At 64.6% G+C, this 18083-nt stretch carries 14 protein-coding genes; 11 read left to right on the top strand and 3 right to left on the bottom strand.

Annotated features, from left to right (window positions below; translation table 11 throughout):
- Positions 1-9 precede the first annotated feature (9 nt).
- From AC1VXC_RS06545 to rnfB, 10 genes are all read left to right on the top strand, one after another.
- Positions 10-687, top strand: coding sequence for a DUF502 domain-containing protein (locus AC1VXC_RS06545; RefSeq protein WP_313173861.1), 678 nt, complete (start codon positions 10-12; stop codon positions 685-687).
- 146 nt (positions 688-833) lie between these two features.
- Entirely contained in the window at positions 834-2729 is a 1896-nt protein-coding gene (locus AC1VXC_RS06540; RefSeq protein ID WP_481538675.1) for a DUF885 domain-containing protein, read from the top strand.
- Between the two features lie 20 nt (positions 2730-2749).
- On the top strand, positions 2750-3820 hold the full coding sequence (locus tag AC1VXC_RS06535; protein WP_313493377.1) for a serine hydrolase domain-containing protein: 1071 nt from the start codon (positions 2750-2752) through the stop codon (positions 3818-3820).
- The gene (gloA2, locus tag AC1VXC_RS06530) at positions 3817-4212 is read left to right on the top strand and encodes an SMU1112c/YaeR family gloxylase I-like metalloprotein (RefSeq protein WP_481538674.1); all 396 of its coding nucleotides are present in this window, start codon (positions 3817-3819) and stop codon (positions 4210-4212) included. The genes AC1VXC_RS06535 and gloA2 overlap by 4 nt, the downstream gene beginning before the upstream one ends.
- 382 nt (positions 4213-4594) lie before the next feature.
- A complete protein-coding gene (locus AC1VXC_RS06525; protein WP_481538673.1) occupies positions 4595-5488 on the top strand; it encodes an ABC transporter ATP-binding protein in 894 nt (297 codons plus the stop codon).
- Positions 5489-5499: 11 nt separating this feature from the next.
- The gene (locus AC1VXC_RS06520; RefSeq protein WP_481538672.1) at positions 5500-9078 is read left to right on the top strand and encodes a M1 family aminopeptidase; all 3579 of its coding nucleotides are present in this window, start codon (positions 5500-5502) and stop codon (positions 9076-9078) included.
- Positions 9079-9421: 343 nt separating this feature from the next.
- On the top strand, positions 9422-9868 hold the full coding sequence (locus AC1VXC_RS06515) for a DUF2147 domain-containing protein (protein WP_313170756.1): 447 nt from the start codon (positions 9422-9424) through the stop codon (positions 9866-9868).
- A gap of 247 nt (positions 9869-10115) precedes the next feature.
- A complete protein-coding gene (gene metG / locus AC1VXC_RS06510) occupies positions 10116-12194 on the top strand; it encodes a methionine--tRNA ligase (protein ID WP_481539855.1) in 2079 nt (692 codons plus the stop codon).
- Between the two features lie 170 nt (positions 12195-12364).
- Complete coding sequence (locus AC1VXC_RS06505) at positions 12365-12955, top strand: HAD family hydrolase (RefSeq protein ID WP_313170752.1); 591 nt, start codon at positions 12365-12367, stop codon at positions 12953-12955.
- Positions 12956-13010: 55 nt separating this feature from the next.
- Positions 13011-13499 carry an Rnf electron transport complex subunit RnfB gene (rnfB, locus tag AC1VXC_RS06500; protein ID WP_313493372.1) on the top strand — a complete coding sequence of 163 codons (489 nt, stop codon included), beginning with the start codon at positions 13011-13013 and terminating at the stop codon, positions 13497-13499.
- Positions 13500-13652: 153 nt separating this feature from the next.
- Here the strand turns inward: rnfB and AC1VXC_RS06495 are convergent, their stop codons facing one another.
- The 3 genes from AC1VXC_RS06495 to AC1VXC_RS06485 all read right to left on the bottom strand — a co-directional run bounded on the left by AC1VXC_RS06495 (position 13653) and on the right by AC1VXC_RS06485 (position 15316).
- Positions 13653-14177, bottom strand: coding sequence for a hypothetical protein (locus AC1VXC_RS06495; protein ID WP_313170748.1), 525 nt, complete (start codon positions 14175-14177; stop codon positions 13653-13655).
- 102 nt (positions 14178-14279) lie between these two features.
- Positions 14280-14627 (bottom strand): RidA family protein, encoded by a 348-nt coding sequence (locus AC1VXC_RS06490; RefSeq protein ID WP_313170746.1) that lies wholly within the window; start codon positions 14625-14627, stop codon positions 14280-14282.
- Positions 14624-15316, bottom strand: coding sequence for a DUF998 domain-containing protein (locus tag AC1VXC_RS06485; protein WP_481539854.1), 693 nt, complete (start codon positions 15314-15316; stop codon positions 14624-14626). The genes AC1VXC_RS06490 and AC1VXC_RS06485 overlap by 4 nt, the downstream gene beginning before the upstream one ends.
- 162 nt (positions 15317-15478) lie before the next feature.
- On the opposite strand from AC1VXC_RS06485, the gene mprF reads away from it, so the two are divergent.
- Positions 15479-18031, top strand: a complete 2553-nt coding sequence (gene mprF, locus AC1VXC_RS06480; RefSeq protein WP_481539853.1) for a bifunctional lysylphosphatidylglycerol flippase/synthetase MprF — start codon at positions 15479-15481, stop codon at positions 18029-18031.
- Positions 18032-18083: the final 52 nt, after the last annotated feature.

Here is an 18083-nt window from a genome sequence, read left to right as displayed (position 1 = left end):
AATTCGCAGATGTCGCCCGAAGCCGTCTCCCCCGCCCCCCGCCCCTCCCTGCAACGTCTTTTCCTTACCGGCCTGCTGACCCTGCTGCCGATCTGGTTGACCTGGGTGGTCGTCAAATTCGTGTTCGTCCTGCTCTCGGGCATCAGCAGCCCGCTGATCGTGCCGTTGTCCGAACGTATTGCCGCCTCGTTCCCGGACTACCTGGGCTGGATCAAGGTTGAATGGATGCAGGACATCACTGCCCTGCTGGCCACTTTGCTGGTCATCCTGCTGGTCGGCATCCTCAGTCGCCGGGTCATCGGCCAGCAGTTGCTACGCTGGTTCGGTGCGGTGATCCGTCGCATCCCCCTGGCCAGCATCATCTATGACAGTGCCAAGAAGCTGCTCGACATCCTGCAGACCAAGCCGGGCAGCACCCAGCGTGTGGTGCTGATCGACTTCCCGCACCGCGACATGAAGTCGATCGGCCTGGTCACCCGGGTCCTCAAGGAACAGGGCAGCGGCCGCGAACTGGCTGCGGTATATGTGCCCACCACCCCGAACCCGACCTCCGGTTACCTGGAAATCGTCCCGGTTGAGCTGCTCACGCCCACCGACTGGACCGTGGACCAGGCCATGAGCTTCATCATTTCCGGTGGTGCGGTCGCCCCGGACAGCGTGCCATTCACGCGCTCCGCCGACCGTTGAGCCCTCTCCCATGCCTTGCGGCGGGCCCCGCAAGGCATGGGATATAACCGGACCTGTATCACCGGCGCGTGTTCATCCGCGCCACGGCTGGTCGTCACCGCGGATATCGGGCAAGCTCCCGGGTCGATGTATTTGCGGAACACCTGATGCCTTACAGCCCGTTGCGCCTGCTTGCGCTTGCCATTGCCTCGATCATGACGCTGTCCGTTGCGGCCCCTGCCGACGCGGCGAAGAAGAAAACCCAGCGCCAGTCAGCGCCGCAGAGCCGCGCCGCCAAGCCCCGCACCACGCCGCGCCCGGCCCCGCGCCGCCCGGCGGCGGTGCCGCTGCCGATCAAGCAGGACAACGCCGCCAAGCTCAACCGCATCTACGACGAATACTGGGATGCCTCGATGCGGCTCAACCCGCTGCAGGCCACCTTCCAGGGCGACCCGCGCTACAACGACCAGCTGCCCAACTTCCTGTCCGCCGCCTCACGCCAGCAATCGCACGACTTCATGGTCGAGTGGCTGGGCAAGGTCCAGGCCGTCGGCCCCAGCGGCCTGCAGGGCCAGGACCTGCTGAGCTATGAGATCTTCGTGCGCGACGCGCAGGTCTCGCTGGCCGGCGAGCAATACCCGACCTGGATGCTGCCGATCAACCAGTACTACAACCTGTCCAGCATCATCGCGGTGCTGGGCTCGGGTGCGGGCGCGCAACCGTTCCGCACGGTCAAGGACTATGAGAACTGGTCCAAGCGCTCACTCGGCATCCCGGCGCTGTTCGACCAGGCCATCGCCAACATGCGCGAAGGCAAGGCCGCCGGGGTGGTGCAGCCACGTGCATTGATGGAAAAAGTGCTGCCGCAGCTGGACGCGGTGATCAAACCCACCGCCGAGGAAAGCCTGTTCTGGGGCCCGATCCGCAACATGCCCGAGGACTTTTCCGCCGAGGACAAGGCCAGGCTCAGCGCCGAGTACAAGCGCATGATCGAGAACCGGATCATGCCGGCCTATCGTTCCCTGCGCGGTTTCATCGCCACCGAATACATGGCCGCCGCGCGCAGCACCGATGGCATGGCCGCGCTGCCCAATGGTCGCGCCTGGTATGCACACAATGTTGCCAGCAGCACCTCACCGGCGCGCACACCGGCCGAAATCCACGCGCTGGGCGAGCAGGAGGTCAAGGACCTGCAGGCACGCATCGATGCGGTGATGAAGCAGGCCAGGATCCGCGGCTCGCAGCAGAAAGCCTTCAACGCGATGCGCAACGACCGCCAGTTCGTGTTCCGCGACGCCAACGCCCTGCTGGCGCGCTATGCAGAGACCGGCGTGCGGGTGAATGCCGCCGTGCCCGCACTGTTCAACGAGCAGCCCAAGGCCAACCTGGAAATCAAACCCGTGGAGGCCGAGCGCGCCGCCACTTCCAGCGCCGCCAGCTACCAGCCGGGCAGCGCTGATGGCCAGCAACCAGGCGTGCTTTACGTCAATACCAGCGACCTGCCCTCACGCAAGCGCTGGGCAGTGACGATGCAGTACCTGCACGAGGCCATTCCCGGCCATCACTACCAACTGGGCGCGCAGCAGGAACTGACTGCACTGCCGCGCTTCCGCCGCCTTGGTGGCGATGTCGCCTATGTGGAAGGCTGGGGCCTGTACGCCGAATCGCTCGGCCAGGAACTGGGCCTGTACAGCGACCCCTACGATCAGCTCGGCTATCTGCAGACCACCTTGCTGCGCACCGTGCGGCTGGTCGCCGACACCGGCCTCAATGCCGCCGGCTGGAGCCGCCAGCAGGCCACCGAATACATGGTCAAGAACGCCGACATTCCGGCCGCCGATGCCGCCTCCGAGGTCGAGCGCTTCATGGCCTTGCCCGGCCAGACCCTGGCCTACCGCGTAGGCGAGATCAAGATCCGCCTGCTGCGTGACAAGGCCAAGGCCGAACTCGGTGATCGCTTCGACCCACGCGAGTTCCATCATGAAATCCTCAAGGACGGCTCCATGCCATTGGAGATCCTTGAAGCCAAGATCGACCGCTGGATCGCCAGCAAGAAAGCCTGATCACCTACCCAGGAGCCGCCATGCCACGCTGGAAACCCCGACTCGCCCTGCTCTGCCTGTTCGCGTGCTCCAGCCTGGCCGCTGCCGCCCCCTTGGCGCCGCCTGATGCGGGCATCGACGGCTTGATGCAGCGCTACGACGGCCAGGTTCCCGGCGCTTCTGTGCTGGTATTGAAAGATGGCCAGCCGGCATTCCGCCGCAGCTACGGACTGGCCGTGGTCGAAGACGGCACTGCGGTCACCCCGGCCAGCAATTTCCGCCTGGCCTCGGTCAGCAAGCAGTTCACCGCCGCGGCAATCCTGCTGCTGGCCGAAGACGGCAAGCTGGGCATCGATGACCCACTGAAGAAGTGGCTGCCCAGCCTGCCCGCCGTGGCCGACACGATGACCCTGCGGCAGCTGCTCAGTCACACCAGCGGCCTGCTCGACTATGAAGAGCTGATGGACCCGGCGGATACCCGCCAGGTCCATGACGCCGACGTGCTGCAACTGCTGCAGAAAGAGAACCGGACTTACTTCACGCCGGGCAGTGACTACCGCTACAGCAATAGCGGCTATGCCTTGCTGGCGCTGGTGGTGGGCAAGGCATCGGGCAGCGACTTCGCCAGCTTCCTGCGCCAGCGCATCTTCCTGCCGCTGGGCATGAGCAACACCTACGCGCACCAGGACGGCATCGATGAGGTGCCCAACCGCGCCTATGGCTACAGCCAGATCGATGGCCGCTGGCAGCGTACCGACCAGAGCACCACCAGTGCCGTGCTCGGCGATGGCGGCATCTATTCCTCCATTGACGATCTGGCCAAGTGGGATGCGGCGTTGTACGACGAACGCCTGCTGAAAGCAGCGTCACTGAAACTGGCGTTCAGCCCGGCAACGAAAACCACTGAACCCGACGTTCCGTTCTATGGCTTCGGCTGGCGCATCAATGGGGAAGCGCTGTGGCATAGCGGCGAGAGCATCGGCTTCCGCAATGTGGTCGTGCGTTATCCGACGCAGAAGCTGACGGTGATCGTGTTGAGCAACCGCAACGAACCCGAACCCTATGCACTGGCCATCGACATCGCCCGGCGCTGGCTGGATGCTGCGCGATGAATCTGCTTGGCATCCACCATGTTGCGGTGATTGCCACCGACTACGCGCGTTCGCGTGACTTCTACGTGCGCATCCTCGGGCTGGAAGTGATTGCCGAGAATTACCGCGACGCGCGTGACTCCTGGAAGCTGGACCTGCGCCTGCCCGATGGCAGCCAATTGGAATTGTTCTCCTTCCCGAACCCTCCCGCACGCCCCAGCCGCCCGGAAGCCCGCGGACTGCGCCACCTCGCCTTCCGTGTCGCGGCGCTGGACGATGTAGTGGCCCACCTGCAACGCGAAGGCGTAGCCTGCGAGCCGGTACGCGTGGACGAATTCACCGGCAGCCGCTTCACCTTCTTCGCCGACCCCGACGACCTACCGCTGGAACTCTACGAGACCCCAGCCAGGTAGTGCCGAGCCATGCTCGGCAGAGGCTTTCCTGGCGAAAAGCTGCCCTCACCCCAACCCCTCTCCCGCCAGCGGGAGAGGGGCTGAAGCAAGCGATGCCGCTACCCCGTAGTGCCGAGCCACGCTCGGCAGGCGCTTTCCTGGCAACACACCAGCGCAACGGATTGCAGGAACGGCGTAAGCCGCGAAGCCAAAGCAAGATCAACAGCGATAAAGCCAACCCCTCCCCAACCCTCCCCTTCGCCTTCGGCCAAAGAGAGGGCGCAACAACAGGTCACATTCCGACCGTATCCACGTCCCTGGTCCTAATGACTTCCGGCGCATTGTCGCCGGCCCGGCCGTGGCGGAAGGTTGCGGTCATCATCCAAGGAGAGGTTGGGTTCCCATGCTGCAGATCCGTGGTCTGTCGAAAACCTACGCCAATGGCGTACACGCACTGAAAAATGTCGATCTCGACATTCCCCGCGGCATGTTCGGCCTGCTTGGTCCCAATGGCGCCGGCAAGTCCTCCTTGATGCGAACCCTGGCCACCCTGCAGGAGGCCGATTCCGGCAGCGCCACCTTGACCACCGCCGATGGGGCCAGCATCGACATCCTGCGCGACAAGGATGCGCTGCGCCGCAAGCTCGGCTACCTGCCACAGGACTTCGGCGTCTACCCCAAGGTCAGCGCACTCGACCTGCTCGACCATTTCGCCGTACTGAAGGGCCTGACCGCGCGCAAGCAGCGCAAGGAAGTGGTCGAAGCCCTGCTGCAGCAGGTCAACCTCTGGGATGCACGCAAGCGCAAGCTCGGCACCTATTCCGGTGGCATGCGCCAGCGTTTCGGCATCGCCCAGGCGCTGCTGGGCAACCCGCAGCTGGTGATCGTCGACGAACCCACCGCCGGCCTGGACCCGGAAGAGCGCAACCGCTTCCTCAACCTGCTGGCCGAGATCGGCGAGAACGTAGCGGTGATCCTGTCCACGCACATCGTCGAGGACGTCACCGACCTGTGCCCGACCATGGCCATCATGAACAAGGGTGAGGTGCTGCTGACCGGACGTCCCACCGATGCCATCAATGCATTGCAGTCACAGGTCTGGCGCAGGCAGGTGGCCAAGGCCGCGCTGCCTGACTACGAAAGCCGGTTTACCGTGCTGTCGACGCGACTGGTTGGCGGCCACCCGGTGATCCACGTATTCGCCGACAACTGCCCTGAAGCAGGCTTCGAACCGGTAGCACCGGGCCTGGAGGACGTCTACTTCCAGCGCCTGCGCCTGCAGGCGCAGGCCGCCTGACGGAGACGACCATGACCCTCGCCTTCCTGCGCTTCGAGCTACGCGAGCAGCTGCGTTCTCCCTTGTTGTGGCTGCTTGCGGTGCTGTTCGCCCTGCTCGCCTTCGGTGCCGCCTCCAGCGACGCCGTCCAGATCGGTGGCGGCATCGGCAATGTGCATCGCAATGCACCGTCGGTGATCGCCAGCTTCATGACCTCCTTCACCCTGCTCGGGCTGCTGGTGGTTACCTTGTTCGTCAGCAATGCATTGCTGCGCGACTTCGAACTCGGCACCTCGGAACTGGTGTTCTCCAGCCCGATCAAACGCCGCGACTACCTGCTTGGGCGGCTTGGCGCGGCCCTGCTGGCCAGCCTGCTGATGTACGTGATCATCGGCATCGGGTTGTTCATCGCCCAGTTCATGCCGTGGATCGATGCCGCCCGGCTGGGGCCAGTGTCACTGCGGCCCTATCTGTGGTCGTTCGCCTTCATGGTGCTGCCGAACGTGCTGTTCACCACCGCCCTGCTGTCCGTGCTGGCGGTTACCACCCGCAACATCCTGTGGGTCTATATCGGCGTCATCGTGTTCTTCGTGCTGTACGGCGTCAGCCGCGCCCTGCTGGCCGACATCGACAACATGCGCATCGCCTCGCTGCTCGATCCACTTGGCATGCGCGCGATGAGCCATGCAACACGCTACTGGTCGGCCGAAGAGCGAAACACCGGCCTGCCTGCGTTCACCGGCTACCTGCTGGAGAACCGCGTATTGTGGCTGGCGGTGACCGGCGCGTTGTTCGTCGCGACGTTCGCCCTGTTCCGCACCGAGCGCAGCGGCACCGGCCGCAAGCGGGGCAGGAAGGTGGCCAGCGTCGCTACCACCGACGGCAAACGCAGCAATGTGATTGCACCCAAGGTCACTCCCAGCTTCAACGCTGCAACCGGTTGGCGGCAGCTGCTGCGTCAGGTCGGCTTCGATGCGCTGGGCGTGTTCCGCAGTGCGCCGTTCCTGGTGCTGCTGGTACTGGGCATGGCCAACTTCATTCCCAGCGCCCTGCACCGTCAGACCATGTACGGCACACCCAGCTGGCCGGTGACCTCGCAGATGCTGGAAGCGCTGCAGGGTAGCTACAGCTTCCTGTTGATCATCATCGTGCTGTTCTATGCCGGCGAGCTGGTTTGGCGGGAACGCAGCGCGCGCATCGCCGGTATCAGCGATGCCATGCCGGTGCCGAACTGGGTGCCGCTGCTGGGCAAGTTCCTCACCCTGATCGCGGTGGTGGTCGCGTTCCAGGCCATTGGCGGCCTTACCGCCATTGCCATCCAGCTGAGCAAGGGCTACACCCAGATCGAGCCCTTGCTGTACGTCAAGACGCTGGCCCTGAACTCGGTGGTCTACATCCTGATGGGCGGCATGGCCTTGGTGCTGCAGGTGCTGAGCAACAACAAGTTCATGGGTTATGCGCTGCTGATCCTGTTGCTGATCGGGCAGTCGGTGCTGGGCATGCTCGACTACACCCAGAACCTGTACAACTTCGGCAGCTGGCCGAATGCGCCGTACTCGGACATGAATGGCTACGGTCACTTCCTGACCGGGCAACTGGCCTTCCAGGGCTACTGGGTGCTGTTCCTGCTGGTATTGCTGCTGCTGTGCGCCGCCCTGTGGGTACGTGGCGTGGATTCGGGCTGGCGGCAGCGCCTGCGCCTGGCCAGACAGCGCCTGCGCGGCCCGTTGGGTGCAGGCCTGGCGGCGGCGGTGCTGGCCTTCATCGCCTGCGGCGGCTGGCTGTACTGGAACACCAACATCCGCAATGAATTTGTCTCGCCGGACCAGCAGCTCGACCTCCAGGCCCGCTACGAGCGCGACTATCGCAAGTACAAGGACCTGCCGCAGCCGCGCATCATCGCCATCGACAACAACGTCGACCTGCACCCGGAAACCCAGTCCGTGCGCATCGACGGCGTCTACCGCGTGCGCAATACCCATGCGACCGCCATCCCCGACATCCACGTAGCGATGGGCGATGACAAGACCCTGGCCAGCATCGAGATGGGCGGCGCCAAGCTGACCACCCACGATGAGGAACTGGGCTACCGCATCTACCACCTGGATGTACCGATGGCTCCGGGCGAGGAGCGCGATATCCGCTTCACCGTCGACATCCATCCCAACGGCATCACTTCCGACCAGGCACAGACCCAGATCGTCGACAACGGCAGCTTCTTCAACAGCCGCGTGTTACCGGCCTTTGGCTATGACAGCGGCGCCGAGATCGACGACCGCAACGAACGCCGCAAGCGCGACCTCGGCGAACCGACGCGCATGCCCAAGCTGGAGGATGAAGCCGCGCGCGCCAATACCTACATCTCCAACGATTCGGACTGGCTGGATTTCCGCAGCACCGTCTGCACCGCACCGGACCAGATCGCGCTGGCACCGGGTTACCTGCAGAAGGAGTTTGAACGCGATGGCCGTCGCTGCTTCAGCTACGCCATGGACCGGCCGATGCTGAACTTCTACGCCTATCTGTCGGCACGCTGGCAGGTGAAGAAGGCTGCTTACAAAGACATCCCGATCGAGATCTACTACGACGCCAAGCATCCGTACAACGTGGACCGGATGATCGAAGGTGTGCAGAAGTCACTGGCTTATTACGAAGCCAACTTCAGCCCGTACCAGCACAAACAGGTGCGCATCATCGAGTTCCCCGGCTACCAGTCATTCGCGCAGAGCTTTGCCAACACCATCCCCTACTCGGAGTCGATCGGCTTCATCGCCGACCTGCGCGACAAGGATGATGTCGACTATGTGTTCTATGTCACCGCGCATGAAGTGGCGCACCAGTGGTGGGCACACCAGGTGATCGGCGCCAACGTGCAAGGCGCCACGGTGCTGTCCGAATCGCTGTCGCAATACTCTGCGTTGATGGTGATGGAGAAGGAATACGGACGCGGCCACATGCGCCAGTTCCTGAAGGATGAGCTGGACAGGTATCTATCTGGCCGCGGTGGCGAAGATGTCGAAGAACTGCCGCTGTACCGGGTGGAGAACCAGCAGTACATCCATTACCAGAAGGGTTCGCTGGTGTTCTATCGCCTGCGTGAGGAAATGGGCGAGGAAGCGTTGAACCGCGCCCTGTCCCGCTTCATCCAGGCCAAGGCCTTCCAGCAACCGCCGTATACCACCTCGGCCGAACTGCTGGAGTTCATCCGCGCCGAAGCCAAGCCCGAGCAGCAGGGTCTGATCACCGACCTGTTCGAGAAGATCAGCTTCTACGACAACCGCGTGGTCGAGGCCAACGCCAAGAAGCGGGCGGACGGCCGCTACGACGTGACCCTGCAGCTGCATGCGGACAAGCGCTATGCCGACGGCATGGGCAAGGAGACCGCAGGCACGCTGGACGACTGGATCGAGGTCGGTGTGTTCGCCAAGGGCGCGTCTGGCAAGGAACGCGATGAAAAGGTGCTGTACCTGCAGCGCCACCACATCACCGCCGCTGCCCCGAGCATCACCGTTACCGTCGACCAGAAGCCCGATGAGGCCGGCTTCGACCCGTACAACAAGCTGATCGACCGGGTTTCCGCCGACAACCGCAAGCGGGTGACGGTGCAGTAAGCGAGATGTGAGCGACACACGGCTTAAGCCCCTCTCCCGCGCGCGGGAGAGGGGTTGGGGTGAGGGCAGCTTCTGGGGCATTTCCGGGGAAGCCCCTGCCGAGCATGGCTCGGCACTACAGGTCCCGCCCCTGCTCAAAGCCCCTCTCCCGCATGCGGGAGAGGGGTTGGGGTGAGGGCAGCTTCTGAGGCATTGCCGGTGAAAGCCCCTGCCGAGCATGGCTCGGCACTACAGGGCTGCAAAATCTGCTGCACTGCGGATTCCGTACGGGACCGAATGCGGTTACATTCGGCCCGTAACAGCGCCGCCGGCAGCTGACCAAACCCACCCTGGGAGGGGACACATGCGTACGACTTTCAAGACCCTGCTGCTGGCCCTGCCGCTGCTGGCCGCCGGCTTCTCTGCCAGCGCCAGTGACAGCGCCGCCGGCCGCTGGCGCACCATCGACGACGAAACCGGCCGGGTGAAGTCCATCGTCGAGATCAGCCAGGCCGCCAACGGCACGCTCAGCGGCAAGGTGCTGCAGGTACTGCAGTCCGACCAGGGTCCGCACCCGGTCTGCAACAAGTGTGAAGGTGCCAACAAGGGCAAGCCGATCGAAGGCATGACCATCCTCTGGAATGTCCGTCCGGACGGCGCCAACAAGTGGGCCAACGGCACCATCCTGGACCCGGCCAAGGGCAAGACCTACAGCTCCAAGGTCGCGCTGGTGGACAACGGCCGCAAGCTGGATGTCTCCGGCTGCATCGCCTTCATCTGCCGCACCCAGACCTGGCTGCGCGACCAGTAAGCCGCTCAAAGCCTTTGCTTGAAGCCCCTCTCCCGCCTGCGGGAGAGGGGTTGGGGTGAGGGGGAGCGTTTAGCTAGAAAGTCAAAAGCTCCCCCCATCCGCCCCTTCGGGGCACCTTCTCCCGTAGACGGGAGAAGGGAAGGCCCAGGTTTCGCTCCCTGTCTGGCAAGCCCCGAGCCCCGGCCTCCCGGGGCTGCTTCTTTCCGGCCATGCGATAATCCCCGGTCCCCTGCCGCAAACCATCGCCATGACCCGCAACGCCCTAGTCACCAATGCCCTGCCCTACGCCAACGGCCCGCTGCACCTCGGCCACCTGGTAGGTTACATCCAAGCCGACATCTGGGTGCGTGCGCGGCGAATGATGGGCGAGAAGGTCTGGTACGTCTGCGCCGATGACACCCACGGCACGCCGATCATGCTGGCCGCGGAGAAGGCCGGGGTGACCCCGGAAACCTTCATCGCCAACATCCAGGCCGGCCATGAACGCGATTTCGCCGCCTTTGGCGTGGATTTCGACCATTACGACTCGACCAACTCGGCCACCAACCGCGAGCTGACCGAGGCGCTGTACGCCAAACTCGACGCCGCCGGCCATATCAGCCGTCGCTCGGTGGCGCAGTTCTACGACCCGGCCAAGGGCATGTTCCTGCCCGACCGTTACATCAAGGGCACCTGCCCGAACTGCAAATCGCCCGACCAGTACGGCGACAACTGCGAAGTCTGTGGCGCCACCTATGGCCCTACCGACCTGATCGAGCCGAAGTCGGTGGTGTCCGGCGCCACCCCGGAAATGCGCGATTCGGAGCACTACTTCTTCGAAGTCGGCCGTTTCCAGGAGTTCCTGCGCGAATGGTTGGCCGGCGACGTGGCCCTGCCCGGCGTGAAGGCCAAGCTCGCCGAGTGGCTGGATGCCGAGGGCGGCCTGCGCGCGTGGGACATCTCGCGTGACGCGCCCTACTTCGGCTTCGAGATCCCCGGCGCACCGGGCAAGTACTTCTACGTGTGGCTGGACGCGCCGATCGGTTACCTGTCCAGCTTCAAGAACCTGTGCGCCAGGACCGGCGACGACTTCGACGCCGTGCTCGCCGCCGACAGCAACACCGAACTGCACCACTTCCTCGGCAAGGACATCGTCAACTTCCACGGCCTGTTCTGGCCGGCGGTGCTGAAGGGCAGCGGCCTGCGCACCCCGACCAAGTTGCACGTCAACGGCTACCTGACCGTGGACGGCGCCAAGATGAGCAAGTCGCGCGGCACCTTCATCATGGCCCGCACCTACCTGGATGCCGGCCTGGCACCGGAAGCGCTGCGCTATTACTTCGCCGCCAAGTCCTCCGGCGGCGTCGACGATCTCGATCTGAACCTGAGCGACTTCACCGCCCGCGTTAACGCTGATCTGGTCGGCAAGTTCGTCAACCTGGCCAGCCGCTGCGCCGGCTTCATCGCCAAGCGCTTCGACGGCAAGCTGGCCGACGCGCTGCCGGACCAGGCCCAGTACGGCCGTTTCATCGCTGCGCTGGCACCGATTCGTGAGGCCTACGAGCGCAACGACGCGGCCGCTGCCATCCGCCTGACCATGGCGCTGGCCGATGAAGCGAACAAGTACATCGACGACACCAAGCCGTGGGTCATCGCCAAGCAAGAGGGTGCCGACGCCGAACTGCAGGCGGTCTGCACCCAGGGCTTGAACCTGTTCCGCGTGCTGGTTACTGCCCTCAAGCCGGTGTTGCCGGCCACGGCACTGCAGGCCGAAAGCTTCCTCAACGCCCCGGTCCACGGCTGGGACGACATCACCACACCGCTGACCGCACACAGCATCGCCGCCTACGTGGCGCTGTTCACCCGTATCGACCCCAAGATGATTGACGCAATGACCGACGCCTCCAAGGACACCCTCACCGCCCAGCCCGCCACCGAGGCCAAGCCGGCCAAGGCTGAAAAGCCCGCCAAGGCCGAAGTGAAGGCCGAGGCCAAGGCCGAAGGTGAAGCTTCCGCGTACATCGGCATCGACGATTTCGCCAAACTCGACCTGCGCATCGGCAAGGTGCTGGAATGCGGCTTCGTTGAAGGCTCCGACAAGCTGCTGCGCTTCCTGCTGGATGCCGGCGACCTCGGCCAGCGGCAGATCTTCTCCGGCATCCGCGGCAGCTATGCCGAGCCGGAAGCGCTGGTCGGCCGCAATGTGGTGTTCATCGCCAACCTGGCCCCGCGCAAGATGCGCTTCGGCCTGAGCGAAGGCATGATTCTGTCGGCCGGTTTCGACGGCGGCGCACTGGCGCTGCTGGATGCCGATGGCGGAGCACTGCCGGGCATGCCGGTTCGCTGAAGCAGGGAGTCGGGAAGGGAGAATCGGGCGTCGTAGAAGCAGGAGCATGGCTTCATGAGGTTCCGATTTCTCCCGGCCAAGCAATGTCTGGAAAAGAAACCTAGCCGTCGCGATGTCGGGAATATCGGCCCTGCCGGTTCCCGTTTCCCAACTCCCTGTTCCCGGCACTCATGCAACTAGCCCTCTTCGACTTCGATCACACCATCACCGTCTGTGACACCTATAGCCGGTTTCTGCGTCGTGTGGCCACGCCGGAGCAGCGCGCGCAGGGGTGGTGGCGGGTTGGCCCGTGGGTGCTGGCCTATCGGCTGAAACTTATCTCGGCTGAACGCATCCGCCGCCGCGTCACTGCACAGGTGTTCACTGGCCGCCACGCGGGTGAGATCAGCCAGATGGCCAGCGACTATGCACGCGAGCAGTTGCCGGAAATGGTGCGTCCAGAGATGCTGGAGCAGATCCAGTGGCACAAGGCACAGGGCCATACCGTGGTGGTCGTGTCCGGTTCACTGGATCTATACCTGCAGCACTGGTGCGGGCGGATGGGCCTGCAGATGATCTGCAACCGGCTCGAGGTGCAGGACAACCGCTTCACCGGCCGCTACGCCGAGGGCGACTGTGGCGCGCGCAAGGTGGCCTTGATACGCAAGCGTTTTGACCTGGGCAAGTACCAGCGAATTCACGCCTACGGCGACAGCAGCGAAGACAAGCCCATGCTGGCGCTGGCACATGAGCGCTGGTATCGCGGCAAATGCCTGACCTGAGCCCCTCTCCCGCCGGGAGCGGGGTTGGGGTGAGGGCGAATAGCAGGACTCTCAAATGACTACCCAACCCCCATCAGACGCTGCACGCCCCCCTCTCCCGCAGGGAGAAGGGCAGGCTGCACTGGTCGAACGCCTCGATCGCCTGCTGCCACAGACCCAATGCGGCCAGTGCGGCTACGACGGCTGCCGCCCATATGCCGAGGCAATGGCAACCGGTGAGACCGGCATTGACCACTGCCCGCCAGGCGGTGATGCGGGTGCACGTGCACTGGCGCATGTGCTGGGAGTGCCGGCCCTGCCCTACGACCGCAGCCGCGGCGAGCACAAACCGGCGCAGGTCGCGGTCATCGTCGAAGCCGACTGCATTGGCTGCACCAAGTGCATCCAGGCCTGCCCCGTCGATGCCATCGTCGGCGGTGCCAAATACATGCACACGGTGCTGGCCGACCTGTGCACCGGCTGCGAGCTGTGCATCCCGCCCTGTCCAGTCGATTGCATCGAGCTGCAGGCTGTCCCGAACCCCGGCTTTGTGGGAGCGGCGTAAGCCGCGAAGCTCGTGGAAACCGAGCTGGCGAAGATCCCTATCGCGGCATCAAACCATAAAAACGCAGCAGCTCCAGATCATGTTGAACGCTGCGACTCAAGCATTGCCAGCTTCGCGGCTTACGCCGCTCCCACAAACAGCTGCAGTGCTCCCTCAGTACTCGTCATCCTCGCCTTTCGGCGGCAGTGGCGGCACGGTGTACTGGTGCCCGTGCGCACGACAATCCGCTATCAAGGCCTCCGCATCGGCCCGCACTATCGCGCGTGTGCCCAGCGGATAGCGGTCGTCCTCGACCAGATCCGTGCGCAGGTCGGTAAACGGTGAGAACGAGGCCGATACCGCATAGCGCTCTTCCGAGGTAGCCAGCGCATCACCGCCCCACCAGCGGATCAACGATTGCGCGTTGTCCCAGATCAGCACCGTTTCCACCGTGCCGCCGGCGAGCTGGTAGCCAACCGCGCAGAAGCGGTTGGGAACGCTGCGGTCACCATGGCGCCGTACCGTGTTGCGCAGCTCCGCCTCGATCAGCTTGAACTGCGGGTAATCCAAGGGCTCGATGCGCTGCACCGGCGCTTGCGCGTAGATCATCTTCGACAGCGGCGCCGGTGCTGCCACCGACACGCTGGCCCCCATGCCTGCCAGGACACAACACAGCGCGAACAACAGACGGCTTCTCATTCCTTTCCCTTGCCTCCCTGCAAAGACATCACCAGCCTCACGGCTGGATCTGCCCGGGCACCATCGCACCCGGGCCAGACCCGCGATAGCGGTGCCGTCCGCTTACGGTACAGCCGCAGTGATCACGATCTCGATCTTCCATTCCGGATTGGCCAGCTTGGCCTGCACGGTGGCGCGCGACGGTGTTGCGCCTTGCGGCACCCACTTGTCCCAGGCTTCATTCATGCCGGCGAAATCCGCCAGGTCAGCCAGGAAGATCTCGGCGCGCAGGATCTTGGTCTTGTCGGTCGGCGCCAGGCGCAGCAGATCGTCGATGGCCTGCAGTACCTGCTCGGTCTGGCCCACGATATCGGCGCTGGTATCTTCCGGCACCTGCCCGGCCAGATAGGCCACGCCGTTGTGGATGGTCATTTCCGACATGCGCGGGCCGGTATCGAAGCGTTGGATCATGGGGGTGACTCCGTGTTGTGGATGTAGCCGCCATTGTGAGGGCAAGCGGAAGTTTCAGGCGTTTCTTTGCGTGAACGACGCCACGACACAAACGCTACCAGCAGCAGCCAGCCCACCACCACGGCGATCACCAGCTTCTGCCCGAGTCCGCGCGGGCTGCCACGCCACAGCACATGCAGCCATAGCCCGGCGAAGGCGAACCATGCCCAGCCCCAGGTCAGCCAGTACAGCCCCCGCCAACGCACATCACGACCGAAGCACCAGGCCTGCAACAGCATCGCAACGGTCACGCACAGGAATGCGGTTTGCGCCGCCAGACCGTGTACCAGGGGCGCCAGCAGCGGCGCATGCTGCGGCAACCAGCTGTCGCCAATCGCAACCGCAGCCAGACCGAGCCCGGCCAGCACGAACAAACTGGGGGGCAGGCCGCGCCGGGCGCTGCCGTGCGCCTGCCGGTACAGCATTACCCCAAGCACGGCGATGGCCAGCGCCAGCAGACAATAGGCGACGCGCAGCAGGATGCCGTACGGGCCGTGCAGGTACAGACTGAGGGTTGCGCGAACCCAATCCAGATCATCGCGCGCAAACTGCAGGCTGATGGCAATGGCCGAGAACAGCAGCAGGGCCAGCACCACGGCCAAGGCCAGCGCTGCCGATTGCCAAGCCCGTCCATGCGAACCACGCCCCATGCCCCTGCCCCTGCGTTCGAATTACCCAGTCTAGTCTGCCTGCGGCCGCTACGCTGACTGAAGGCGGTGAAAACGCGACAGCGCATGCATGCAGCCATCATCACGCGTGAGGACTAGTCTTATGCGTCCGCGCCGCACCAGCGCATAGCCCTATCCGCCTGCATGACCGCGTCCTCCACGCCTTCGGAACCTTCCGCGCCGGTTTGGCGGCGCATGGCCGCCATCCTCGTCACCCTGGCCATCATGGCAATGGCGTTGCATGCGCTGGCGGGTGAGTTCAGCGATCACGGTTACCACCAGATCCGCGCCGCCGTGCGCGGGCTGTCATGGGCGCAGTTGGGTCTGGCCACGCTGTTGGGCATGGCCAGCTATGCCTGCCTGATCGGATTCGATGCGATTGGCCTGCGCCGCGCCAGGCATCCCCTGCCCGCCGCCCGCGTCGGCATCACCGCCTTCCTGGCCCACGCCGCAGGGCAGACCCTTGGCTTCGCCGCACTGACCGGTGGTGCCATCCGCGTGCGCAGCTACGGCCGTGCCGGGCTCAGCCTGGGCGAGATCGGCCAGGTGGTGCTGATGAGCACCCTGGGCTTCGTGTTCGGTGCCTGGCTGCTGCTTGGCCTGGCCTTGCTGCTGGAACCAGGCGCCGCCGCCTTGGCGCTGCCCATCTCGGCCACGACGGTGCATGCCCTCGGCATCGGCGTGTTGGTCGGTTTCGCCGCGATGTTGCTGTTGGTCGGCCGCGACGGCCGCAGCGTCGGTTGGGGCACGCACCGGATGTGGATTCCTGACCGTCGCACGGTACTGGAAGTAACCGTACTGAGCGTGGTTGAGCTGTGCCTGGCCTCGGCCGCGTTCTACGTCCTGCTGCCGGCGCAGGCCGAGGTCGGCTTCATCGGCTTCGTTGGCCTGTATCTGGTCGCGGTGGTGGCCGGACTGATCTCCACAGTGCCCGCAGGCTTGGGCGTATTCGAGTGGAGCCTGCTCAAGCTGCTGCCGCAGGTGGCGCCGGCCGCCATCCTCGCCGCCGCCGTGGCCTATCGCATCACCTATTACCTGCTGCCGTTATTCCTTTCCGCGTTGCTGGCCGCCCTGGCCAGCGTGCGTCGCCCGCTGCGCAGCGGTGCCGGTACCGCCTGGACGGTGATCCGCCCCTGGCTGCCGCAACTGATCGCACTGGCCGTGTTTGCGGCCGGCGCACTGCTGCTGATCGACGGCACGCTGCCAGTGCCCCATCAGCGGGTGTTGCCGGCATCGCTGCCGATCGTGGAGACCTCACACCTGCTTGGCAGTCTGGGCGGCGTGTTGTTGCTGTTGATCGGACAAGGCCTGCAGCGGCGCAGCCATGCCGCGTGGATGCTGGCATTGGCGCTGTGCATCGCCCTGCCCGTGCCGGCCTGGTTGCGTGGCGGCCATCTGACCGTAGCCCTGGCCTTGCCGCTGGTGGCGGTGGCGCTGTGGGCGGCCCGGCGCGAGTTCTACCGCGAAGGTGCCTTGCTCGACGAGGCATGGTCGTGGCCATGGCTGCGCAATGTCGCGCTGGTGCTGGTGGCGACGGTGTGGTTGCTGTTCTTCGTCTACAGCCACGTCGAATACCAGAACGAACTGTGGTGGCAATTCGCCACCTCCGGCAACGCACCACGTGCGCTGCGCGCCTTGCTGCTGGTCTGCATCGCGCTGGTCGTATTCGGGCTTGCACGTTTGCTGCACAGCACCCGCAGCCCCCTGCCCTTGCCGGATGCGGCAACACTGGAGCAGCTGCGCCCGGTGCTCGCCTTGGCCGAAGATACCCAGGCCTGCGTGGCGATGACCGGCGACAAGGCGATCCTGCGCAGCGAGGCCGGCGATGGCTTTGTGATGCTGCAGCGCTACGGCGGTTCGCTGGTGGCGATGGGCGACCCGGTCGGGCCGCCAGCAGTAGCAGCAGCGTTGATCTGGAAGTTCCGCGAGGAGGCTGATCGACTCGGCCTGCGCCCGGTGTTCTACCAGACCAGCGACAGGTACTGGCAGCACTACCTGGACCTTGGCCTGACGCTGGTGAAACTGGGCGAGGAGGCAATGGTGCCATTGCAGGATTTCAGCCTGGCCGGCAGCGAACGGGCCGATCTGCGCCAGGCATGGAACAAGGGCAAACGCAGCGGCCTGAGCTTCAGGCTGGCAGCGGCCAGCGAAGTTCCCGCTTTGCTGGATACGCTGGAAGAAATCTCCGAGGCATGGCTGGACGAGAAGGCCGGCGAAGAAAAAGGGTTCTCGCTGGGCAGCTTCGAGCCCGGTTACCTGTGCCGCTTTCCGGTGGCGCTGGTCGAGGCGGACGGACGCATCGTCGCCTTCGCCAACATCTGGCAGGCACCGGCAGGCCATGAGCTGTCGGTTGACCTGATGCGACACCGCCCGGATGCGCCCAAGGGCACGATGGACTTCCTGTTCATAGAATTGTTCCTGTGGGGCGCGGCCAATGGCTATACCCGCTTCTCGCTCGGCATGGCACCGCTCACAGGCCTGGCCCAGCATCGCCTTGCGGGCCGCTGGAACCGGTTTGCCAATCTGGTCGCGCGCCATGGAGAGCGCTTCTATGGTTTCAGCGGGCTGCGTCGTTTCAAGTCCAAGTTCGCACCACAGTGGCGGCCCCGTTATCTGGCTGCGCCCGGTGGCGTGCATCTACCGGCTGCGCTGCTGGATGTGACCCGTTTGATTTCGCTGGACCCCAGCAGGAAATAAGCAAGTTGGTTTGCTGTCTCTTATACACATCTGACGCTGCCGACGACGGAGA

The organism is Stenotrophomonas sp. STEN033 (genome assembly GCF_056856655.1).
Note: the sequence above shows the minus strand (reverse complement) of the source record. Positions and strands in the feature narration are given on the sequence as shown.